The organism is Luteibacter sp. OK325 (assembly GCF_003050935.1).
Taxonomy (GTDB): domain Bacteria; phylum Pseudomonadota; class Gammaproteobacteria; order Xanthomonadales; family Rhodanobacteraceae; genus Luteibacter.
Genome location: NZ_QAOX01000001.1, coordinates 260,785 through 279,531, shown reverse-complemented (window position 1 = coordinate 279,531; position 18,747 = coordinate 260,785). Strand labels below are relative to the sequence as shown.

Here is an 18,747-nt window from a genome sequence, read left to right as displayed (position 1 = left end):
TCAGCCGACCAACCCATCGATCGGGCTCGACGCCGAGGCGAAGCGCTTGCGCGGAATGCGGCCGGCGTGAAACGCGGCGCGACCGGCTTCCACGGCGAGCTTCATCGCATGCGCCATGAGCACCGGATGCTTCGCACCGGCGATAGCGGTATTCATCAGCACGCCGTCGCAACCGAGTTCCATGGCGATGGCGGCGTCCGAGGCGGTGCCGACACCGGCGTCGACGATGACCGGGACCTTGGCGTTCTCGATGATCTCGAGCAGGTTGTAGCGATTCTGGATGCCGAGGCCCGAACCGATCGGTGCGGCCAGCGGCATGATCGCCGCGCAGCCGATGGCCTCCAGGCGACGCGCCAGGATCGGGTCGTCCGAGGTGTAGACCATGACGTCGAAACCGTCGGCCACGAGCTTTTCGGCGGCGACCAGGGTCTGCACGACGTCGGGATAGAGCGTGCGCTCGTCGCCGAGTACTTCGAGCTTGACCAGGTTATGGCCGTCGAGCAGCTCGCGGGCGAGCCGGCAGGTGCGCACCGCATCGTCGGCGGTATAGCAGCCGGCGGTGTTCGGCAGCAGGGTGAAGCGATCCGGCGGCAGGGCGTCGAGCAGGTTGGGCTGGCTCGCGTCCTGGCCGATGTTCACGCGACGGATGGCCAGGGTAACGATCTGCGCGCCGGCGGCTTCCGTCGCCCGGCGGGTCTCGTCGAAATCCTTGTACTTGCCCGTGCCGGTGAGCAGGCGCGAGTGGAACGTGCGTCCGGCGACGGTAAGCAGGTCGTCGCCAGCGGGGGAGTAGTGGTTCATGCGGGGTCTTCCGTCGGTGGGCGCGGCTCAGCCGCCGCCAATGGCATGGACGATCTCGACCCGGTCGCCGTCGGCGAGCCGATGGGTCGCGTGCGCGCTGCGCGGCACGATCTCGAGGTTCACTTCCACGGCCACGCGCTTGCCGGCATAGCCGGCGGCATCGAGCAGGGACGACACGGATGTGCCGGGCGCGCAATCACGCGCATCGCCATTGAGGGTGATATGCATCCAGCCATTGTAACGGGCGGCCGTGGCCGCCGCGAACCGGTTGCCTCAGCGGCCGCGCCCGTACCCGTTGCCGCCGCCATTGCCACTGCGCAGGGGAATGCCGGTGCCCGGCTGGTTGCCGGTACCCATGCCGGTGCCCGGCACCGAGCCGCGATTGGCGTTCACGCCGGTGTTGACGGGAATCGGCTGGGGATACTGGTTCCAGCCGTAGTTGCCGTTGTGGTTCGAGTCGCGTTCCTGCCTGGGGGCCGCGATCTGCGCGCCGGGCTTGCCGTTCGGAGGATTGGATTTCGCGCCGACGGTGACCGAGTTACCGGGGGGCTGGTAACCGTTGCCGTCGTGGCCGCCGCCGTTACCCGGGTAGCCGCCGTGGTCGTGGTCGTGGTTATGGCCGTAGCCGTTATTGCCGCCGTTGCCTGGGTAGTTGCCGTTGCCTGGGTAGTTGCCGTAGCCGCCCGAGTAATAGCCACCACCGCCGTAGTTGGCGGTCTGGTCGCCATAGCCACCATTGCCGTAGCTGCCGCCCTGGCCCTCGTAGCTGCCGCCCGAGACCTGGCCGTTCACGTACAGGCGGGCGGGTTGGGGCAGGGTGCCGGTGCTGACGGTTTCCCGCCGGACCGGTGTGGACGGGCCAGAGATATAGCTGACGCCCGGCTTGGGCATGTCGGCCGTAGAAACGGTCCGGGACTGGGCCGAGGCCGCGCCGGCCGCGCCAAGCGCGAGCGCGGCGATGACGGAAAGCGAGAGCATTCGATGCATGGCCCGGTCCTCGTAGGAATTCCCTGCCACGATTATGCGCCCGCCGCCGGGGGGCGGTGGGGCGGCTCCCTGGGGCGTTCAGCCGGGCGCCACCTTTCCCCTCGCGGCGCTGACGTATTACCATCCCCTGCCGACGCGGGTGTAGCTCAATGGTAGAGCTGTAGCTTCCCAAGCTACTGACGAGGGTTCGATTCCCTTCACCCGCTCCAGTTCGCGCAGCGCTCTTTCCATTTCCAGCGCCGAGACATTCCCCACGCACATTGCCACCAAGCCGCCGCACCGCTAGGCTCGCGTCATTCACGGGGCTCGGGGGAGTTGCGATGAAACCGTTTGTTCTGTTGCGGGTCGCGGCGATTGTCGCGTTTCTCTACGCACTCGGTCACACCCTGGGCATGCCATGGGTGCCCGACGAAGGCCCTGAAACGATGGCCATCGTGCAATCGATGGCGGCACACCGTTTCGACGCGATGGGCGCGCAGCGATCGATGCAGGACTTCTATTTTGGCTTCGGGATCAGCATCAGCGTCTTCATGCTCGCCCAGGCCGTCCTGCTCTGGTTGATTGCCGGGCAGGCCCGTCTCGATCCGGCGCGCATGCGGCCTTTCATCGCGGTCTTCCTGATCGCATTCATCGCCAATGCGATCATCGCCGCCATGTACTTCTTCGCGGTACCTTGCGTGATGGCCTCGATCATCGCCATTTGTCTCTTAGTCGCCTGGATTGCCGCCAAACCGGTTGCTACCTGAGGGTGTGACTGTCAGGTGGACTGGGCGTTTCCCACGTCATGCGCGCATGGGCGTGAGCCGTGCATTGCACGCCCATCTGCGTCAGTGCCCCAATTGCTTCCAATCCAAGCGCCATGCGCTGGCAGTCGACCGCGTCGGCTTCGTGCACCAGATCGGCTAACAGTGCGGTAAGACCGCGTGCAAATTGAAGCCACTCGGTCGCCGCATTCATAAGCTCGTGTGCCGACGCTTCGGGATCGACGTGATAGGTGATGCGCCCATCCAACCTGTGGCTGTTCGATGCAGTCATTGCCTCTCTCCTTACGTTTCCTTCCTCACGTCCAGGTGCGGCACGCCATGCGTGGCACGACGTGCCGCGGCCCAAACGGACTCGCGGGTTCACAGGCGACCCGTGACCGGGCGGCGGGTGGCATAGCTGATGAAGTGGGTCGCGACGTCAGACCGTTTCAGCAGTCCACGCGGCGACATGCCGGGTAAGACGACCAAGAAACTTCTGAGTACAACGGCTTCCGCCGCGGTTCTTCAGCTGTGTCTGCGACGTGAGCAGACGGCTCGATAACCGGTGGGTGTGTCGCCGAGGGGACTCGGCGGGCGAGCGGGTGCCGTATGATGGATCTCAGCCATTATCAACTCTCGATGTTGGTTTTGGTTAGCGGGCCAGGGGTGTTAGTAGCACCTCTGGCTCGCGCTTCTTCACCGCGTAAAGCGATGGTTGTCCGCGAGGCGTTTGAGTCGACGATGCGGGCAACGGTTAGGACCGTATCAAATCAACTTACGGTTGTCTGTAGGTGTGAAACCAAGCGAGTTCGTTTCGTTTGTCGGAACGACATTTTTCGCATAGGGTGTGCGCAGCGTACACAGCACAGGAATGCCATGAGAATCTTTCACGAAGGACACGTCGAGCGAGCGGTCTGCGATGTCGATGGGGTGGTGACGGTGACTTTTCGCTATCGGGATGTCTCCTTCTCCGATGGGTCGGGTGTAGTGCGCGACCTCCTGTTCGGCGTGTGCGACACATGTGACGAAGTGATCCTTTCGCCGCCACAGTCTTTGCGGGCGATTTCCGCAGATCGTAATCGCGTCACGCGATAGGCCCGGTTGTCCGCATGCAAGCTCGCAAACTCGTACGGTCACTTCGCATTTTTGCGCCGTTCTCCTGAGATATTTCTGCAGGTAGACTTTTGCAGAATCACGGAGAGATACACGATGCGTCAGTCACGCCGGAGCATTTCGTCAGGTCGCGCAAGAACGATCCTCCTTACCATCCTGTTGTGCCTCGGCGTACCAGCGCTCAAGGCACAGGATGTTCAACAACCGGCGTCACCGCCAAGCGATGAACAGCTGGCCAGCGCGAAGTGCATCTCGGGCATGGAGAAATTTCTTCCGGGTGAGTATTTCTATTGCCTGGCAGCCCAGAGCTACGGCGAGAACAAGCACCGTTATGCGGAGAAGTTCTTCAAGGAGGCGGCAGGCTGGGCCAGCAAACCTGCGCAATACGTTCTGGGTGTCATGGCCTTGAACGGCGATCAGCAACCGGTGAATCGACCTCTTGCGCTGGCCTGGTTCGCGTTGGCGTCGGAACGTCATACTCCGCGGTTCCAGGCACCTTACGATGAGTTAAAGGGGCAGCTAAGCCCCGCGGAACTGGCGAAGGCGGATGACTATCTGGACTCCATGAAGAAAACCTACGCAGATGCCGTGGCGGGACCCCGCGCCGAGCAACGTTATGGCGACGGCGTGCGTCGTCTGGTGGGCGCCGCGGCGTCCGGTACCTACTGCATGGAAGGTGTACGGGACGCCAGCCAGCTCGCCGGAGTGGGGAGCATGGATGCCGGGACGATCAGTTCCATGACTTCGTCCTGCGTCCCGTCACAGGTCGTCGTGAAGTATGTCGACAGCAAGGCCGCGGACGTCTTTGAAGGCTGGAGTGGGCACGTCAGCGTCGGTGCCATCGACGTGGTGCAGTAGAAGAGCGACGCGTACCCCTCTCAGGTACGCGGCGGCTCGTAGTAAGACGCCCAGTCGGGAGAGGCCGCCGTCCTCAATCAAACTGCACGAATTCAAGGCCGCCGTTGAAAACGGCGTTATGCGTGCCGAGCGAGTCCTTGCCGACGCCGTCGTAGGGACTGTAATCATTGAACGAACGGACCTGGTCCGGCGTCATGTGGAAATGCCACGGCGGAAGGCCCCCGGGGAGGCCGTTTCCGCGGCCACCGGAAGAACGGTGCCCAGCATGAAGACCCATGCGGCGCATGCCAGCACGATGATTCGACGCATTGCTTGCCCCCTGTCAACCCAGCCCTGTCACTCGGTGCTGGCGAGTATCCGACGCAACCCTTCGCGGGTCCAGCGGCGCTCGCGTTCCGGTATCAGACCCGGTCCCAGTAGGGCGGACTGCCAATGTGTTCGAGCAGGAAGTCCCTCACTACCCGTACCTTTCTCGACCGCGAGCGATTTTCAGGCGAGACCAGATGGATGCCGGGAGGCTCCGCTTCCACGGAGCTCTCCCAGTTGGTCAACAGTTTCACCAGACGACCCTTCCTGAAGCTGCCGGACTGAAACAGCCACGTGGGAAACAGCACGATGCCCAATGATGATTCAGCGGCGGAGACCAGTGTTTCCGCGTTGTTGCTCTGAAAGCTGCCGTTGACGTCAAATCCTTCATACTGCGCATCGCCGGGTTTGCGAAAGTACCAACGCTGCGCGCCCCGATAGCCGCGATACACCAGACAGTTGTGCCGGGCGAGGTCGGCAGGGCTCCCGGGTATCCCGTGGGCGTCCAGATACTCTTTACTCGCACAGATGATGTAGCGCTGCGGTCCCACGTCGCGGGCGACCAGGCCGGAACTCTCCAGGTGTCCGACGCGAACCGTAATATCCGCTCCCTCCTGCACCGGATCGATGAAGGCATCGGTGAGGGTGAGCTGGACCGACAGGTCGGGATACGTCTTCAGGAGGTTGTTCAGGACCGGCGCGATGTGTAATCGACCCAGGGCGACCGGTGCATTGATGCGCACCAGGCCCTTGGGGTTGGCGTCCTTATCGGCCGCCTGTTCCGCGGCCATGTCCAGCAGGTCGAGGGCTTCTCTCACCACCAGGTAATACCGCTCACCCGAGTCGGTCAGGCGCACCGCGCGCGTATGCCGGTAAAGCAGTTGCTGGGCCACTTCTTTTTCCAGCGCTGCGATGTGCCGGGAGACCGATGAGGCCGGGACACGGAAGTGGCGCGCGGTCGCGATGAAACTTCCCGTTGCCGCGACCATGGCGAAGTAACGTAAGGAATTGAGCTGCATCGAGTTGTCCTGCAGGCAATGATGTATTCAATTTTCGACTAATTGTTCCGATGAAGGCATTGCACCACGTTTGCCACTCTGTTGGCGGAACTCAACTCATGAAACACGTTTGGCTTATCCCGCTGGTTGTCGCCGCCGGGATGGGGTTGTCGGTCGAGGCGGGACTTCTGGGGCCTCTGGGCGAAGAGGTCGGGCACGCCTGGGCTGTCGTGGGCATCTTCGCCCTGGGCTCCTTGCTCCTGACCTTCGGCCTCATTTTCGGTCGCCCGCGTCTTGCCCTGATGTTCTCGCAGCCGCGCTGGCTGCTCACCGGTGGCGTCCTCGGGCCCGTCTACGTGGCAGCGCTGACCATCGCGACTCCGTTTGTCGGCGTGGGCCTGACGATGGTCGGCATCCTGTTCGGTCAGGTCGCCGCGAGTCTGGTCATCGATCATTTCGGCTGGCTGGGGAGTGCCAGGCGCGAAGTCGACGGTTATCGCGTGGCCGCTCTCGTGGCCATCCTCGTTGCGCTCTGGTTGATCCATTAAGGAACGTCGCCATGCTCATTTTCATGATCGTGCTTGTTGTCGCCAGCGGCGCCATCCTGTGCGCGCAGTCGGCTATCAACGGTCGCCTCGGTTCGCACGTAGGCGTGCTCGAAAGCGCCTGGCTGACCTTCACCCTGGGCGCCATGCTCAGTCTCCTCTATGCCTTCTTGTTTGAACCCCAGCATGCGCTGACGCTGTTCACGGCACCGCGTTGGCAGGTCACCGGCGCGTTCTTTGGCGTGGTGTACATGCTCGTTATCGTATTTGCGATGCCTCGCGTGGGCACGGCCGCCGCGACGGTTTCGGTGATCAGTGGTCAGCTTCTGATGAGCCTTCTGATCGATAACTTCGGTTGGTTGAACAATCCCGTCATCCGGCTGAGCGGCGCCCGCTACGCGGCAATGATCCTGCTCGCCATCGCGCTCTTCCTGATTTATCGCAGTAACGCCCGGCAGGGTGCGCAAGCGATGGCATTGAACGGAGAAAGCAATGAGCATCCCCACCTTAAGCAAAGTTGATCACATCGGCTTTACCGTGCCTTCGATCGATCAAGCCGTTGAATTTTTCAAGAAGCACTTTGGCTTCAAGGTTGCCTACGAACACGGCCCGTTCGCGTCCGACGACGACTGGATGAGCGTTCATCTGAACGTCAAGTCGCGCGATGTTCTAAAGAAGATCGTCATGATGGAAGCCGGTAACATGCTTCTGGAGATCTTCGAATATGCTGCGTCGCAGGCGCAGAACAAGGTCGGGCCGCTGAACTCGGACGTGGGTGGCCATCATGTGGCGTTCTATGTCGATGACATGCATCAAGCGGTCGAGTACTTGCGCGCACAGGGACTGACCGTTCTTGGCGAACCGACCGTGATGGAGCAGGGACCTACCGCGGGCGAGACATGGGTGTACTTCCTCAGTCCCTGGGGCATGCAGCTCGAGCTGGTCTCATACCCGAACGGAAAAGGCTGACGCAACCAATCGTGGAGCTATCGGCACTACCTGCCTTTAGCCGGGGCTCGCCCGACGCATCATGGAACTGGCCCGCACGAACTATCGGAACATCCAGGGCCTGCGCGCGATCGCAGCCCTGATGGTCCTGACCAGCCATTTGTTCTGGGACATCGTTCCCATGCGGACGCATTGGGCGAGGACAGGGTTCACGGCCGTCGGGATCTCCGGCGTCGATATCTTCTTCGTTATTTCAGGTTTCATCATCTATCACGTGACCCGGCGATCGGCCGGCCAGGCCGCGCTCATCGGGCGGCGCGCGGCGTTCCACGAATTCGCGATGAAACGCTTCATCAGGATCTATCCGCTTTACTGGATCGTCTTCGGTGTCGCCACCGTGATGTTGATCTGGCTGCCGCCGGCGAGCTCCTTCGTGAAGAAACCCCAGCTCGAACTGCTCCTGCTGGTGAACAGCCTTCCCAACTATCGCGTCCAGGCGGCGTGGACCCTGACGTTCGAAGTCTATTTCTACGCGGCCACGGCGCTCAGCATGCTTTTCTTTCCGAAGCGGATCTACACGGGCCTGCTTGGGTGGTTCGCGACGATCGGCATCGTCACTGTGCTTGCCGCGGTGTTCCGCCTGAATATTCCGCTCGACTACGTGTTCGCTCCGATCCTTCTCGAGTTCCTGCTGGGCATGGGCGTCGCCGTTCTCATCGAGCGCGGCGAGAGCCGTTACCGCCTGCTCGCACTTTGCGCGGGTGTGGCCTTGTTGCTCATCGGAGCCGTCCCATTGCACGCGGACGGCGGTCGTGCAGCGCTTTCGTATCTCCTGCGCCTCGCGTGCTGGGGATTCCCGGCGGCTCTCATCGTCTACGGTGCAGCGGCGTTCGAGCTCGGCAAGTCGCGAGTCATGCCCATGGCGCTGCAGTACCTGGGTGACGCGTCGTTCTCGATCTATCTCTGGCACGAGGTGATCTTCACGAGCGCCGCCGCCGTATTTGATCGCCTCGGGTGGGTAGGGGTGGTCAACCGTTCCCTCCTTGCCCTGGTCATGGGCCTTATCGGGCTCGGCGCGGGCCTGCTCAGCTATCGCTTCCTCGAGAAGCCCCTGCTGAGGGGATTGGGCAGGCGCTTGCCTGGACGACCCGTCGCCACTCACTCGCTGGAGCCCGCCATCGCGGCTCCAGAGCGCTGACGAAACCCTGACACCACAACGGCGACGATGGTGCCTCCATGACAAAGCCGGGAACGCCATGTCCGAGACGATCTTCGAAGCTCTCCGCGAGAGCCACGTTATCCAGCGCTCACTGATGCGCAAGCTCATGCGTTCAGAGCCGGGCGAGTACCGGGTGGAGTTGTTCTCCGCGCTACGTATCGAGCTGGCCGCCCACGAAGCGGCCGAGGAGCGCTTCCTCTACGTGCCGATGCTGATGGACGACCGCGGGCTGCACCCGTCGCGCGATGCGCTGGCCGATCATCACAAGATGGACGACCTCGTCGAGGCGTTGCAGACGGTGACTCACGCCGGTCGCAGGTGGGCCGCCAACCTCGGCAAGCTTTCCGAGGAGCTGCACGACCATCTTCGCGAGGAAGAGCGCAGCTTCTTCCAGCTGGGCGGCAAGATCCTTACCGCCCGGCAGAAGACCTCGCTGGCGAAGAAATACCGCAAGGAGTATCTCGCCCTGCACAAGCGGCTCGCCAGCGAGTAGCGGTCAGCGCTGCCGAAGGAAAGCTTGGGAAAAGCCTTTTCGGGGATCATCCTGCCTTCGACCCCCGCCTGACACCGAGCCCGCGCCCCGACCATGCACCTTCTCCTGTTGGAAGACGACGCCGAACTGGGCGAAGCGATCAAGCACGCGCTCGAGCAGCAGTCCTATGCGGTGACCTGGCTTACCGACGGCCGCCAGGGCGCGGCGGCACTGGCCGACGGCTCGGTCGATCTGGTGTTGCTCGACCTCGGCCTGCCAGGCAAGGACGGCCTGGAGGTGTTGCTGGAGGCCCGTCGGGCAGGGGTGAAGACGCCGATCCTGGTGATGACGGCGCGGGATGCACCCGAGGCACGCATCAAGGGGCTCGACCTGGGCGCGGATGACTATCTGGTCAAACCGTTTCATCTGGGCGAACTGGCGGCGCGTATCCGCTCGTTGACGCGCCGGGCCCAGGGCCTGGTCGACAACCGCGTGGAGGTCGGCGGTCTGGTGCTCGACCTGGCCACTACCGACGTTGCCTTCCGTGGCGAACGCATCTCGCTCACCCGTCGCGAGTTTGCCTTGCTGCGGATCCTGATGGAACGCGCTGGCCGGATCGTACGGCGCGAATCCCTCGAAGGCTCGGTTTATGGCTTCGATACCGTGGTGGACCGCAACGCCATCGAGGTGCACGTGCACTGGCTGCGTCGCAAGCTGAGCGCGGAGGTGATCCAGACCGTGCGCGGGATCGGGTACATGATGCCGAGGGAGCCGAAGTGAGCTCGAGCAGCCTCCGCACGCGCATCACGTGGCTGATCATCCTCGTGCAGGTGGCGGTGCTCATCCCGTTGGGCATCTTCAGCTTCCAGAGCGAATTGCATGAGATGAACCACCTGCTCGACGGGCGTCTGGCCGAAGCCGGACGCACACTGGGTACCCTGATCGCCTATGGCCAGGGTGGCTATGCAGGGCAGGATCCCAGTCGTGCGCTGCAATTGGCCACCGAAGCCCAGCGCGGTAGCGTGGTGATCTCGGTACATGCCAGGAACTTCGAGCCGGAGGTCGGTTTCCAGGCTTACGACCCTCACGGCACCCTGATTGCGGCCACCGCCAATCTGGCCGACCTTCCGCCGCCTGCGCCTGGCGAACGCGGCTTCAGCAACATGGAACACGGTGGTGCGCGATGGCGGTTATTCACGCTGACCAATCGTTTCAACCTCACTATTCGCATCGGTGAGCGCGCGGATAATCGCAGCGACATTACCGACGGACTCATCCTGGAGCATGGCCTGCCCCTGGTGATCGGCTTGCCCCTGCTCGCGTTCCTGGCGGGCGTTGCCGTAAGGCGTGGCCTGCGGCCGGTGGACACGCTGACCCGTATCCTGGCGCGGCGCGAACCCGGCAGCCGCAAGCTCATCGCCGTCGATGGCTCGCCAGACGAGATCAAGCCGCTCATCGTGACCCTCAACCAACAGCTGGAACGGCTGGAGGACGCCATCGAGCGCGAGCAGCGCTTCGCGGGCGATGTCGCCCACGAACTGCGCACGCCGCTTGCCGCCACCATGATTCACATGGAAGGTGCGCTTCTTACCGATGATCCGGTAGAGATTCAATACACCGTGCGTAACGCGCGCCGCAGCCTCGCACGCCTCGCTCGCCGCATCGAGCAGATCCTGGCGATCGCGCGGCTCGAAGCGGGGGCCGCTTCCCAACACCGCGTGCCGCTCGACCTGGTAACGATCGCTACCGAGGTGATCGAGGAGTTGGCACCGGGCATGGCGGAAAAGGAGATCGAGCTCAGCCTGAACCACGACGAACCCCAGCTCTACGTCTCCGGTCACGAAGTCGCCTTGACCGCCATGTTCCGTAACCTGATCGAGAACGCGCTGCGCCATACACAGGATCGCAGTCACGTGGACATCGCACTCACACGCGAGGCGGGCAGGGCGTTGATCACCGTTTGCGATGACGGTCCGGGTATTCCCGCGGAACGACGCGAGGCGGCATTTCAGCGCTTTCATCGTGGCTCCGACAGCAAGCAGACGGGGTTCGGCCTCGGGCTGAGCATCGTCCAGCGCGCTGTGGAACTGCACGATGGTTGGATCACCTTGCTGGAAGCGCCGTCCGGACACGGTCTGCTCGTTCATATCTCCATCGACGCTCCTTAGCCGGACAAAAGAATTCCACAAGCATCGGTACGGAGAATGACCCAGGGCACTTCTGCCCGGGTCAGATGCCATCGATACCGCCGATGAAACGTAACCTCGTCACGCCCCCGGACCCCATCGCGGCGGAGCGCTGCACATGCTGGCGCTAGTCCGTATCGCGCTGGCGCGTCCCTATACCTTCATCGTACTGGCCCTGTTGATCCTCATCGCGGGCCCGCTCGCGGCCTTGCGCACGCCAACGGATATCTTTCCGAACATCGGCATTCCGGTGATCAGTGTCGTCTGGACCTATAACGGCCTGCCGCCAGACCAGATGTCGGGGCGCGTGATCTATTACTACGAGCGTCAGCTCACCACGTCGGTCAACGACATCGAGCACATCGAGTCGCAGTCGCTGCCCGGCGTTGGCGTCGTGAAGATCTTCTTCCAGCCCGGCGTGGATATTCGCACCGCAACGGCGCAGGTCACCTCCATCTCGCAGACGGTGGTCAAGCAGATGCCGCCGGGGATCACGCCACCGCTGATCCTCAATTACAACGCCTCCACGGTGCCGGTGCTACAGATGGCGCTGTCCAGCCCGGTTCTTTCCGAAGCCACCATCCGCGATATAGCCCAGAACTTCATGCGGCCGACGCTGATCTCGGTGCCCGGGGTGGCAATCCCGACGCCGTACGGCGGCAAGCAGAAGCAAGTGACGCTTGACCTCAATCCGCGAGCGCTTGCGGCCAAGGGTTTATCCGCGCAGGACGTGGGCAATGCATTGGCCGCGCAGAATCAGATCATTCCCGTGGGTACGGCGAAGATAGGCACCTACGAGTATCACGTCCAGCTCAACAACAGCCCGGCCGCGATCGACGAGCTGAACGATCTGCCGATCAAGACGGTCAATGGCGCCACGATCACCATCGGCGACGTGGCTCACGTTCGCGACGGTGCGCCACCGCAGAACAATATCGTGCGCGTCGACGGCAAACGCGCCGTGCTGATGCCAGCGCTCAAGAACGGCAATGCGTCCACGCTCGATGTCGTCGCCGGCATCAAGAAGCTGCTGCCGTTGATCGGGGAGACCCAGCCGAAGTCGCTGAAGATGAGTCTCCTGAGCGATCAGTCGATCTTCGTGAAGTCCGCCGTCGCATCGGTGGCGCGGGAGGGCGTGATCGCCGCGGTGCTGACCTCGGTGATGATCCTCTTGTTCCTTGGCAGCTGGCGATCCACGGTCATCATCGCGCTGTCCATCCCTTTGTCGATCCTGTCGGCTATCGCGTTGCTGTCGCTGTTCGGGCAGACCCTCAACGTGATGACCCTGGGCGGCCTCGCGCTGGCCGTCGGCATCCTCGTCGACGATGCGACGGTCACCATCGAGAACATCAACTGGCATCTCGAGCAGGGTAAGGGCGTGGTGAGCGCCATCATGGATGGCGCGAAGCAGATCGTGACGCCGGCCTTCGTGTCGCTGCTTTGCATCTGCATCGTGTTCGTGCCGATGTTCATGCTCGATGGTATCGCCGGTTTCCTGTTCCGGCCGATGGCGCTGGCCGTCATCTTCGCCATGGCGTCGTCCTTCATGCTTTCGCGCACGCTGGTGCCGACGCTCGCCATGTTCCTGTTGAAGCCCCATCGCGTCGAGGGCGGCAAGGGCGGTCATCCGGAGGACGGCTACCTCAATCATCACGAGGGAGACCAGCACCGTCCGGCACGGCATGGCGTGCTGGTGCACGGGCTGCTTGCGTTCCAGGCCGGCTTCGAACGCCGCTTTACCCGGATTCGCGATACCTACTACGGCACGCTCGCCATGGCGCTGGACCATCGCAGGCAGTTCGTCGCGGGGTTCCTCGGCGTTGTCCTGCTGTCCTTCGCGCTGGTTCCCGCGTTGGGTCGCGACTTCTTTCCCGCGGTCGACTCCGACTCCCTATCCATGCATGTGCGCGCGCCCATGGGCACCCGCGTGGAAGAAACGGCTGCCGAGTTCGACCACATCGAACGGGCCATTCGCGAAGTCATTCCCCCCGACCAGCTCGACGCCATCATTGACAACATCGGGCTGCCGCTCAGTGGCGTGAACCTCGTCTACAGCAGCAGCGGCACGATCGGCTCGCAGGATGGCGATATCCAGATCGTGCTCAGGCAAGGGCATCGGCCGGCAGCCGACTTCATGAAGCGCTTGCGGGAAACCCTTCCGCGCCAGTTCGCCGGGACACAGTTCGCCTTCCTGCCTTCGGACATGACCAGTCAGATCCTCAACTTCGGTTCTCCCTCGCCGCTGGATGTATCAGTCGCGGGGCGCGACAGGAAAGCCAATGAAGCCTATGCGCAGGCTCTCATGAAGGAGCTCCGCAAGATCGACGGCATCGTCGATGTGCGCCTCCAGCAAAGTTCCAGTTATCCGCAGCTCAACGTCAAGGTGGACCGGATACGCGCCGACAGCCTGGGTATCACCGAACGCGACGTCACCAACAGCATGGTGTCATCGCTGGCCGGTAGCTCGCAGGTCGCTCCCGCGTTCTGGCTGAATCCGAAGAACGGCGTGTCCTACGCCATCGTTGCGTCCACGCCGCAATACCTCATGGATTCCATGGCCGACCTGAAGGCGCTGCCGGTGACGGCGTCCGGTGACGGTGCCACGCAAATCCTCGGTGGCGTGGCCAGCTTCACCCGCGGACCCAGCGACGCCGTGGTATCCCACTACAACATCATGCCGGCGTACGACATCTATGCCTCCATCCAGGGGCGTGATCTGGGTGGCGTGGCCAGTGACGTGCAGCATGTCCTGGCGCGATTCGCATCCCAGCGACCCAAAGGCTCGCTGGTCAGTCTGCACGGCCAGGTGGGCACGATGAACGAGGCCTTCAGCGGCCTGCTGTTCGGCCTCGTTGGCGCCGTCGTGTTGATCTACCTGCTCATCGTGGTCAACTTCCAGTCTTGGGTGGATCCGTTCGTGATCATCACCGCGCTTCCCGCCGCGCTCGCCGGCATCGTGTGGATACTGTTCCTCACGCATACGAGCCTTTCGGTACCGGCACTCACCGGCGCGATCATGTGCATGGGCGTAGCGACGGCGAACGCGATCCTCGTGGTGAGCTTCTGTCGCGAACGCCTTGCCGAGCATGGCGACCCGGTCAAGGCGGCGCTCGAGGCCGGTTTCACCCGCTTCCGCCCGGTGTGCATGACCGCACTGGCGATGATCATCGGCATGCTGCCCATGGCGCTCAGCCAGGAGCAGAACTCACCACTGGGCCGTGCCGTTATTGGCGGGCTGATGTTCGCGACCTTCGCCACGCTGCTTTTCGTCCCCGTCATCTTCGCCATCGTGCATGGTCGCGCCGCGACCGCAACGTCCGATCAGCGCCTCATTGGAGACCAGCCTCATGTCGCATGAAGCCACCACCGCCATCGCGGGGCGGCCACCCCGTGTCCGCCTTGCCCTCGCCATCGGCGTCGCGCTCGCATCGGTCGGCGTCATTGCCGGGCTTGCTCTGCGCGCGGTCCAGTCGCGCGATCTCAGCACATGGACGCAGGCACAGCTCACGCCCAGCGTGCAGGTCATCTCAGCCTCCGCGTTGAGCTCCGCGCAGGGACTCACCTTGCCGGGCCACCTGGATGCATGGATCGCCGCGCCCATCCACGCACGCGTGGGCGGTTACCTGAAGCAATGGAATGTGGACATCGGCGAGAAGGTGAGCGCTGGCCAGTTGCTCGGGCTCATCGAGACGCCGGAACTGGACCAACAGTTCGAGCAGGCCAAGGCCGAGCTCGTTCGCGCCCAGGCCAACGTCCGCCTTGCCGACACCACGGCCCGACGCTGGAAGAACCTGCTCGAATCGCATTCGGTGTCCAAGCAGGAAGCCGACGAGAAGGCCAGCGAAGCGGAGACGGCGGGCGCGAACCAACTCGCCGCGCGAGCCGATGTCGACCGCCTGGCTGCGCTCGAATCGTTCAAACGCATTGTCGCCCCGTTCGATGGCACGGTGACCGCACGCAACACGGACATCGGCGACCTCATCACAGCCAATTCGAACGGCGGCGAGCCCCTGTTCTCCGTGGCCGACACCAGCAGGATGCGCCTGTATACCCAGGTTCCCCAGGGTTATGCATCGTCGATCCTGCCAGGCATGAAGGTGAAGCTGCTGGTGCTGGGTCACGGCGGTGAAATCGTGGAAGGCACGCTGATCGGCACATCGCGGGCCATCAACCGCGCATCCGGCACGTTGCTGGCGCAGTTCGAAGTGAAGAATCCGCATCAGGATCTCCTGCCGGGCGACTTCGCCGAGGTTCAGCTGACGACGCTCGCCGCCGCTAACACGATGACGGTGCCGGCGACGACCTTGCTGTTCCGCGCCGCCGGTCCGCAGGTTGCCGTCCTGGGCCCGGACAACAAGGTGGTATTGCGCGACGTGCATATCGCAATGGACCTGGGCGACAGGCTTGAGATCGACCAGGGCCTGCAGCCGCATGACCGGATCATCGATCATCCCACCGACTCACTCGGTCAGGGCGATGTGGTTCGTCTTGCCCTGCCGCAGGCCGATGGAAGCCGACATGACGCGAACGCGTGAGTCGATCGTGCGTGCGGTGTCCGCGGTATGCCTTCTGGTTCTGGGTGGCTGTTCGCTCGCACCCGACTATGTCAGGCCAACGATCGGCCATCTGCCGGATGCATACAAGGGCGTTGCCGATCCGAAGGGCTGGAGTATTGCCCGACCCGACGATGTTGGCGCCAGAGGCTCGTGGTGGAAAATTTACGACGATCCCGTGCTCGATGGCCTGGAAGACAAACTCGACACCAACAACCCGGACATCGGGGTGGCGGTGGCGCGGCTGGATGCGTCGCGAGCGTACCTGCAGGAAGTCGGTTCGCAGCAGGCGCCGCATGCGGGTATCGATGCGAGCCCCACGAATGACCGGCAGTCCGACAATCGCCCGCTTCGTGGGTCCAGCCAACCGAACGAGTACGACACCCGCACGGTGGCCTTTGGTGCGGGATATGAGCTGGATCTGTGGGGACGCATCCGCAACGAGGTGGCGCAGGGCCGCGCGCGTAGTGATGCGGCCCAGGCCGATCTGGCGACAGCCCGGCTGAGCTTGCAGGGCCGCCTGGCCGACCTCTACATCGGTCTTCGCGGCGACGATGTCGAACTGCGTATCCTCCGCGACTCCCTGGTCGCCTTCGGTCAGGGCCAGCAGATGACGCAGCAGCGGATGGCCGGCGGCGTGTCCTCGGGGCTCGACGTGGCGCGAGCCAACGCGCTGTATGCCGATGCCCAGGCCCAGGCCACCGAACTGGGCGTCCAGCGCACGCTCACCGAGCACGCCATCGCGGCACTCGTTGGCGAGCCCGCATCCATTTTCTCGTTGGCCGACCACACCGCCTCGTTGACGGTGCCGGGTATTCCCTTGAGTGTTCCCTCCACCTTGTTGCAGCGTCGGCCGGATATCGCCGCGGCCGAACGTCGCGCGTATGCGGCCAATGCCGGCATCGGCGTGGCGCGCGCAGCGTTCTATCCGACCCTGAGCCTCGGCGCCGCGCTGGGTTGGCAGGACGTTGGCCACGGCGATCTTCTGTCCGCGGGCAACCAGTTCTGGAGCCTGGGTCCCCTGGCTTCGCTCAACCTCTTCGATGGCGGGCTGCGTCACGGGCGCGAGGCCGAGGCGAGGGCGGAGTTCGCGACCGCCTCGGCGCAGTATCGCGGCGTCGTGCTGAAGGCCTTTCAACAGGTGGAAGACAACCTGTCGTTGTTGCAGGCGCTGGGCCGCGAAGAGCGCCAGGAGAACACAGCGGCGGAGGCGGCAAAGCAGTCGCAGACGCTCGCCACCAACCGCTACAACGAAGGCGTCGTCAGTTACCTGGAAGTGGTGACGGCACAGGCGACGGCGCTGACGGCCGAACGCACGGCTGAGCGTGTGCGCACCCGCCAGCTGCAAGCCAGTGTCGACCTGATCCGCGCCCTGGGTGGCGGCTGGACCGAGCGTTAGTCGTTTGTCGGAGCGTGTCTTGTTTCATACCCCAAGGAGAATCAGCACCATGTCATGCGCCTATCGAACCCTTCGACACGCCCTGGTCATCATCGCCAGCACCGGCTTGTCTGTCGGGTGCACTGCGGTAACCCAGACCAGGACGGTCGAGACATCCGATACGTACCAGCACTGGTCCGAGAAGATGGATCACATGCCGTTCCTGTTCCACTTGCCCGATGGTCGCACGGAAGCCTTCGACGATCACGGCAAGGCGTGGGCAGATGCTGGAAGTCACATCGAGGCCAGCGGCGCGGATCGTGTCGAGGTCTACATCGGGAATTTCTCCGGCCGCTCCGATACGCTATGCGCCGTTCAACCGAAGGCACAGCTGTCAAACGCGAGTGCTGACGATGCGAACGTGCTGTCGGCCCTGTGCGACCATTCGCGCACGGTGGTTTCGTTCAGTGACCATGCGAGACCAAGGGTGCTTGCGGCAACCGACAACTATGTCGGTCGCGTTCGCCACCTGCTCCTGAACGGCATCTGGAAAAGCGTCGCGCAGGAACCGGACCCGAGGCCGTATTGACGATTTCCGTGCGCGAACTTTCAGAACATTCAGGGCCTGCGCGCCGTCGAGGCCCTGTCGGTCCGAGTGGCGTCAGCGCTGCCGGAGAAAGCCCTCCACGGCGCTGACGAATGCTTGCGGCTGCTCCTGATAGCTGAAGTGGGCGCTATCGGTGAGCTCGACGAAGTGGCCGTTCTTGAGCTCCTTCGCGAAGGTTTTAAGCGGTGCGGCGCCGACCGAGTAATCGTATTTGCCGACGATGACCAGTACGGGCATGGACAAGCCCGTCGGGTCCGCGCGGTAGCAAACAAAATCGGACTTCGGCCCGAAGACGGCCCCCGCGACCTCGCCCGAGCTGCGGAAGCCGCCCTCGGCGTCGATACGCTTCTGCTCGGTCTTTCCCTCGGGCTTGCGAAACTGCTGCATGGTGTAGAACACCGTCGGATCGGGAAGCTTTTCGGCCGCCTCCATGACGAAGGCGAATCGCGCCCTGCTCAGGGCACAGCGATCTTTCGGGTCCGTCGCCGCCAGCGCGCGGCCAGCGTCAGTGGCCTGTTCCGCTTTCCACGCGTCCGGCTGGCTCGCCTTGAGTGCATCCATCCAGACGCCCATTGCCGCCGGCATGTCGATGGCCGCGTCGACCAGGATCAGGCGGTCCACGTGTGCGGCATAGGTCGTGGCATAGGTGGCCGCCACGGCGCCGCCGAAACTATGGCCCATCGGAATGATGCGATCCACGCCCAGGGCCTTGCGCACACCTTCGACGTCAGCGGCCATGGCGCCCAGTGAATAGTCCCTGGAGATCGGCCGTTCGCTGGCGCCGGAGCCGCGCTCGTCCATGTAGACCATGGGGGCATCGCCTTCGAGCATCGGCCCGGCGGTGCGACGGAAGCTGTAGCTGTTGTAGCCGGGACCACCGTGCAGGAAGACCACGGGCGTATCCGTGGGCTTGATGTCGCGGGAGGTCCAGTAGGTGATGCGTACGCCGTCCACGACGATGTCGTGGCGAGCCTGTTCGGCGTGGGCGGAGGCGACGGCAAACGCCGCGAGAGCTACGACGGCTTTGAGCATG

General features: G+C 63.5%; 20 protein-coding genes and 1 tRNA gene. 14 read left to right on the top strand and 7 right to left on the bottom strand.

What is annotated here, in order from left to right:
• The 3 genes from C8J98_RS01195 to C8J98_RS21980 are packed head-to-tail and all read right to left on the bottom strand — an operon-like array spanning position 1 to position 1,788.
• Positions 1–801, bottom strand: a complete 801-nt coding sequence (locus tag C8J98_RS01195; RefSeq protein ID WP_107910133.1) for a thiazole synthase — start codon at positions 799–801, stop codon at positions 1–3.
• Positions 802–828: 27 nt separating this feature from the next.
• Complete coding sequence (gene thiS / locus C8J98_RS01190; RefSeq protein WP_107910131.1) at positions 829–1,029, bottom strand: sulfur carrier protein ThiS; 201 nt, start codon at positions 1,027–1,029, stop codon at positions 829–831.
• Between the two features lie 45 nt (positions 1,030–1,074).
• A complete protein-coding gene (locus C8J98_RS21980) occupies positions 1,075–1,788 on the bottom strand; it encodes a hypothetical protein (RefSeq protein ID WP_158272559.1) in 714 nt (237 codons plus the stop codon).
• Positions 1,789–1,923: 135 nt separating this feature from the next.
• Between C8J98_RS21980 and C8J98_RS01180 the strand changes: the two genes are divergently transcribed.
• Both C8J98_RS01180 and C8J98_RS01175 read left to right on the top strand, forming a co-directional pair.
• Positions 1,924–1,997, top strand: a tRNA-Gly gene (locus tag C8J98_RS01180).
• A 111-nt stretch (positions 1,998–2,108) separates the two neighbouring features.
• A complete protein-coding gene (locus C8J98_RS01175) occupies positions 2,109–2,534 on the top strand; it encodes a hypothetical protein (protein ID WP_107910127.1) in 426 nt (141 codons plus the stop codon).
• On the opposite strand, the gene C8J98_RS01170 is transcribed toward C8J98_RS01175, so the two are convergent.
• Positions 2,527–2,823: a hypothetical protein gene (locus C8J98_RS01170; protein WP_107910125.1), complete on the bottom strand. Its 297-nt coding sequence runs from the start codon at positions 2,821–2,823 to the stop codon at positions 2,527–2,529. The two genes, C8J98_RS01175 and C8J98_RS01170, sit on opposite strands and share 8 nt — an antisense overlap.
• Positions 2,824–3,740: 917 nt before the next feature.
• On the opposite strand from C8J98_RS01170, the gene C8J98_RS01165 reads away from it, so the two are divergent.
• Positions 3,741–4,502, top strand: coding sequence for an SEL1-like repeat protein (locus tag C8J98_RS01165; protein ID WP_107910123.1), 762 nt, complete (start codon positions 3,741–3,743; stop codon positions 4,500–4,502).
• 73 nt (positions 4,503–4,575) lie between these two features.
• Here C8J98_RS01165 and C8J98_RS22440 read toward each other — a convergent pair whose 3' ends face one another.
• The gene (locus C8J98_RS22440) at positions 4,576–4,698 is read right to left on the bottom strand and encodes a hypothetical protein (RefSeq protein WP_255417709.1); all 123 of its coding nucleotides are present in this window, start codon (positions 4,696–4,698) and stop codon (positions 4,576–4,578) included.
• 205 nt (positions 4,699–4,903) lie between these two features.
• Positions 4,904–5,827: a LysR family transcriptional regulator gene (locus C8J98_RS01160; RefSeq protein ID WP_107910121.1), complete on the bottom strand. Its 924-nt coding sequence runs from the start codon at positions 5,825–5,827 to the stop codon at positions 4,904–4,906.
• Between the two features lie 98 nt (positions 5,828–5,925).
• Here C8J98_RS01160 and C8J98_RS01155 point away from each other — a divergent pair, with 98 nt between their 5' ends.
• The 11 genes from C8J98_RS01155 (at position 5,926) to C8J98_RS01105 (ending at position 17,696) form a co-directional block, all read left to right on the top strand.
• Positions 5,926–6,354 carry a DMT family transporter gene (locus tag C8J98_RS01155; RefSeq protein WP_107910119.1) on the top strand — a complete coding sequence of 143 codons (429 nt, stop codon included), beginning with the start codon at positions 5,926–5,928 and terminating at the stop codon, positions 6,352–6,354.
• 11 nt (positions 6,355–6,365) lie between these two features.
• Complete coding sequence (locus tag C8J98_RS01150) at positions 6,366–6,872, top strand: DMT family transporter (protein WP_107910117.1); 507 nt, start codon at positions 6,366–6,368, stop codon at positions 6,870–6,872.
• Complete coding sequence (locus C8J98_RS01145) at positions 6,844–7,320, top strand: VOC family protein (protein ID WP_107910115.1); 477 nt, start codon at positions 6,844–6,846, stop codon at positions 7,318–7,320. Before C8J98_RS01150 ends, C8J98_RS01145 begins: the two co-directional genes overlap by 29 nt.
• Before the next feature lie 61 nt (positions 7,321–7,381).
• Positions 7,382–8,497 (top strand): acyltransferase, encoded by a 1,116-nt coding sequence (locus C8J98_RS01140; RefSeq protein WP_107910113.1) that lies wholly within the window; start codon positions 7,382–7,384, stop codon positions 8,495–8,497.
• Between the two features lie 58 nt (positions 8,498–8,555).
• A complete protein-coding gene (locus tag C8J98_RS01135; RefSeq protein WP_107910111.1) occupies positions 8,556–9,011 on the top strand; it encodes a hemerythrin domain-containing protein in 456 nt (151 codons plus the stop codon).
• Positions 9,012–9,104: 93 nt separating this feature from the next.
• The gene (locus C8J98_RS01130) at positions 9,105–9,770 is read left to right on the top strand and encodes a response regulator (RefSeq protein ID WP_107910109.1); all 666 of its coding nucleotides are present in this window, start codon (positions 9,105–9,107) and stop codon (positions 9,768–9,770) included.
• Positions 9,767–11,158: an ATP-binding protein gene (locus C8J98_RS01125; RefSeq protein ID WP_107910107.1), complete on the top strand. Its 1,392-nt coding sequence runs from the start codon at positions 9,767–9,769 to the stop codon at positions 11,156–11,158. Before C8J98_RS01130 ends, C8J98_RS01125 begins: the two co-directional genes overlap by 4 nt.
• A gap of 136 nt (positions 11,159–11,294) precedes the next feature.
• Entirely contained in the window at positions 11,295–14,534 is a 3,240-nt protein-coding gene (locus C8J98_RS01120; protein ID WP_107910105.1) for an efflux RND transporter permease subunit, read from the top strand.
• Positions 14,524–15,711, top strand: a complete 1,188-nt coding sequence (locus C8J98_RS01115; RefSeq protein WP_107910103.1) for an efflux RND transporter periplasmic adaptor subunit — start codon at positions 14,524–14,526, stop codon at positions 15,709–15,711. The genes C8J98_RS01120 and C8J98_RS01115 overlap by 11 nt, the downstream gene beginning before the upstream one ends.
• Positions 15,695–17,128 carry an efflux transporter outer membrane subunit gene (locus tag C8J98_RS01110; protein WP_107910102.1) on the top strand — a complete coding sequence of 478 codons (1,434 nt, stop codon included), beginning with the start codon at positions 15,695–15,697 and terminating at the stop codon, positions 17,126–17,128. The genes C8J98_RS01115 and C8J98_RS01110 overlap by 17 nt, the downstream gene beginning before the upstream one ends.
• A gap of 49 nt (positions 17,129–17,177) precedes the next feature.
• Complete coding sequence (locus tag C8J98_RS01105) at positions 17,178–17,696, top strand: hypothetical protein (RefSeq protein WP_107910100.1); 519 nt, start codon at positions 17,178–17,180, stop codon at positions 17,694–17,696.
• Positions 17,697–17,768: 72 nt separating this feature from the next.
• Here the strand turns inward: C8J98_RS01105 and C8J98_RS01100 are convergent, their stop codons facing one another.
• The gene (locus C8J98_RS01100) at positions 17,769–18,746 is read right to left on the bottom strand and encodes an alpha/beta hydrolase (protein WP_158272558.1); all 978 of its coding nucleotides are present in this window, start codon (positions 18,744–18,746) and stop codon (positions 17,769–17,771) included.
• Position 18,747: the final 1 nt, after the last annotated feature.

What these genes read in the sequence shown, in the direction of transcription:
- C8J98_RS01115 (WP_107910103.1), top strand. Translation starts at nt 14,524, where the DNA reads ATGTCGCATGAAGCCACCACCGCCATCGCGGGGCGGCCACCCCGTGTC.
- C8J98_RS01150 (WP_107910117.1), top strand. Translation starts at nt 6,366, where the DNA reads ATGCTCATTTTCATGATCGTGCTTGTTGTCGCCAGCGGCGCCATCCTG.
- C8J98_RS01145 (WP_107910115.1), top strand. Translation starts at nt 6,844, where the DNA reads ATGAGCATCCCCACCTTAAGCAAAGTTGATCACATCGGCTTTACCGTG.
- C8J98_RS01130 (WP_107910109.1), top strand. Translation starts at nt 9,105, where the DNA reads ATGCACCTTCTCCTGTTGGAAGACGACGCCGAACTGGGCGAAGCGATC.
- C8J98_RS01195 (WP_107910133.1), bottom strand. Translation starts at nt 801, where the DNA reads ATGAACCACTACTCCCCCGCTGGCGACGACCTGCTTACCGTCGCCGGA.
- C8J98_RS01105 (WP_107910100.1), top strand. Translation starts at nt 17,178, where the DNA reads ATGTCATGCGCCTATCGAACCCTTCGACACGCCCTGGTCATCATCGCC.
- C8J98_RS22440 (WP_255417709.1), bottom strand. Translation starts at nt 4,698, where the DNA reads ATGACGCCGGACCAGGTCCGTTCGTTCAATGATTACAGTCCCTACGAC.
- C8J98_RS01100 (WP_158272558.1), bottom strand. Translation starts at nt 18,746, where the DNA reads ATGCTCAAAGCCGTCGTAGCTCTCGCGGCGTTTGCCGTCGCCTCCGCC.
- C8J98_RS01110 (WP_107910102.1), top strand. Translation starts at nt 15,695, where the DNA reads ATGACGCGAACGCGTGAGTCGATCGTGCGTGCGGTGTCCGCGGTATGC.
- C8J98_RS01160 (WP_107910121.1), bottom strand. Translation starts at nt 5,827, where the DNA reads ATGCAGCTCAATTCCTTACGTTACTTCGCCATGGTCGCGGCAACGGGA.
- C8J98_RS01120 (WP_107910105.1), top strand. Translation starts at nt 11,295, where the DNA reads ATGCTGGCGCTAGTCCGTATCGCGCTGGCGCGTCCCTATACCTTCATC.
- C8J98_RS01135 (WP_107910111.1), top strand. Translation starts at nt 8,556, where the DNA reads ATGTCCGAGACGATCTTCGAAGCTCTCCGCGAGAGCCACGTTATCCAG.
- C8J98_RS01175 (WP_107910127.1), top strand. Translation starts at nt 2,109, where the DNA reads ATGAAACCGTTTGTTCTGTTGCGGGTCGCGGCGATTGTCGCGTTTCTC.
- C8J98_RS01170 (WP_107910125.1), bottom strand. Translation starts at nt 2,823, where the DNA reads ATGACTGCATCGAACAGCCACAGGTTGGATGGGCGCATCACCTATCAC.
- C8J98_RS01155 (WP_107910119.1), top strand. Translation starts at nt 5,926, where the DNA reads ATGAAACACGTTTGGCTTATCCCGCTGGTTGTCGCCGCCGGGATGGGG.
- C8J98_RS01140 (WP_107910113.1), top strand. Translation starts at nt 7,382, where the DNA reads ATGGAACTGGCCCGCACGAACTATCGGAACATCCAGGGCCTGCGCGCG.
- C8J98_RS21980 (WP_158272559.1), bottom strand. Translation starts at nt 1,788, where the DNA reads ATGCATCGAATGCTCTCGCTTTCCGTCATCGCCGCGCTCGCGCTTGGC.
- thiS (WP_107910131.1), bottom strand. Translation starts at nt 1,029, where the DNA reads ATGCATATCACCCTCAATGGCGATGCGCGTGATTGCGCGCCCGGCACA.
- C8J98_RS01165 (WP_107910123.1), top strand. Translation starts at nt 3,741, where the DNA reads ATGCGTCAGTCACGCCGGAGCATTTCGTCAGGTCGCGCAAGAACGATC.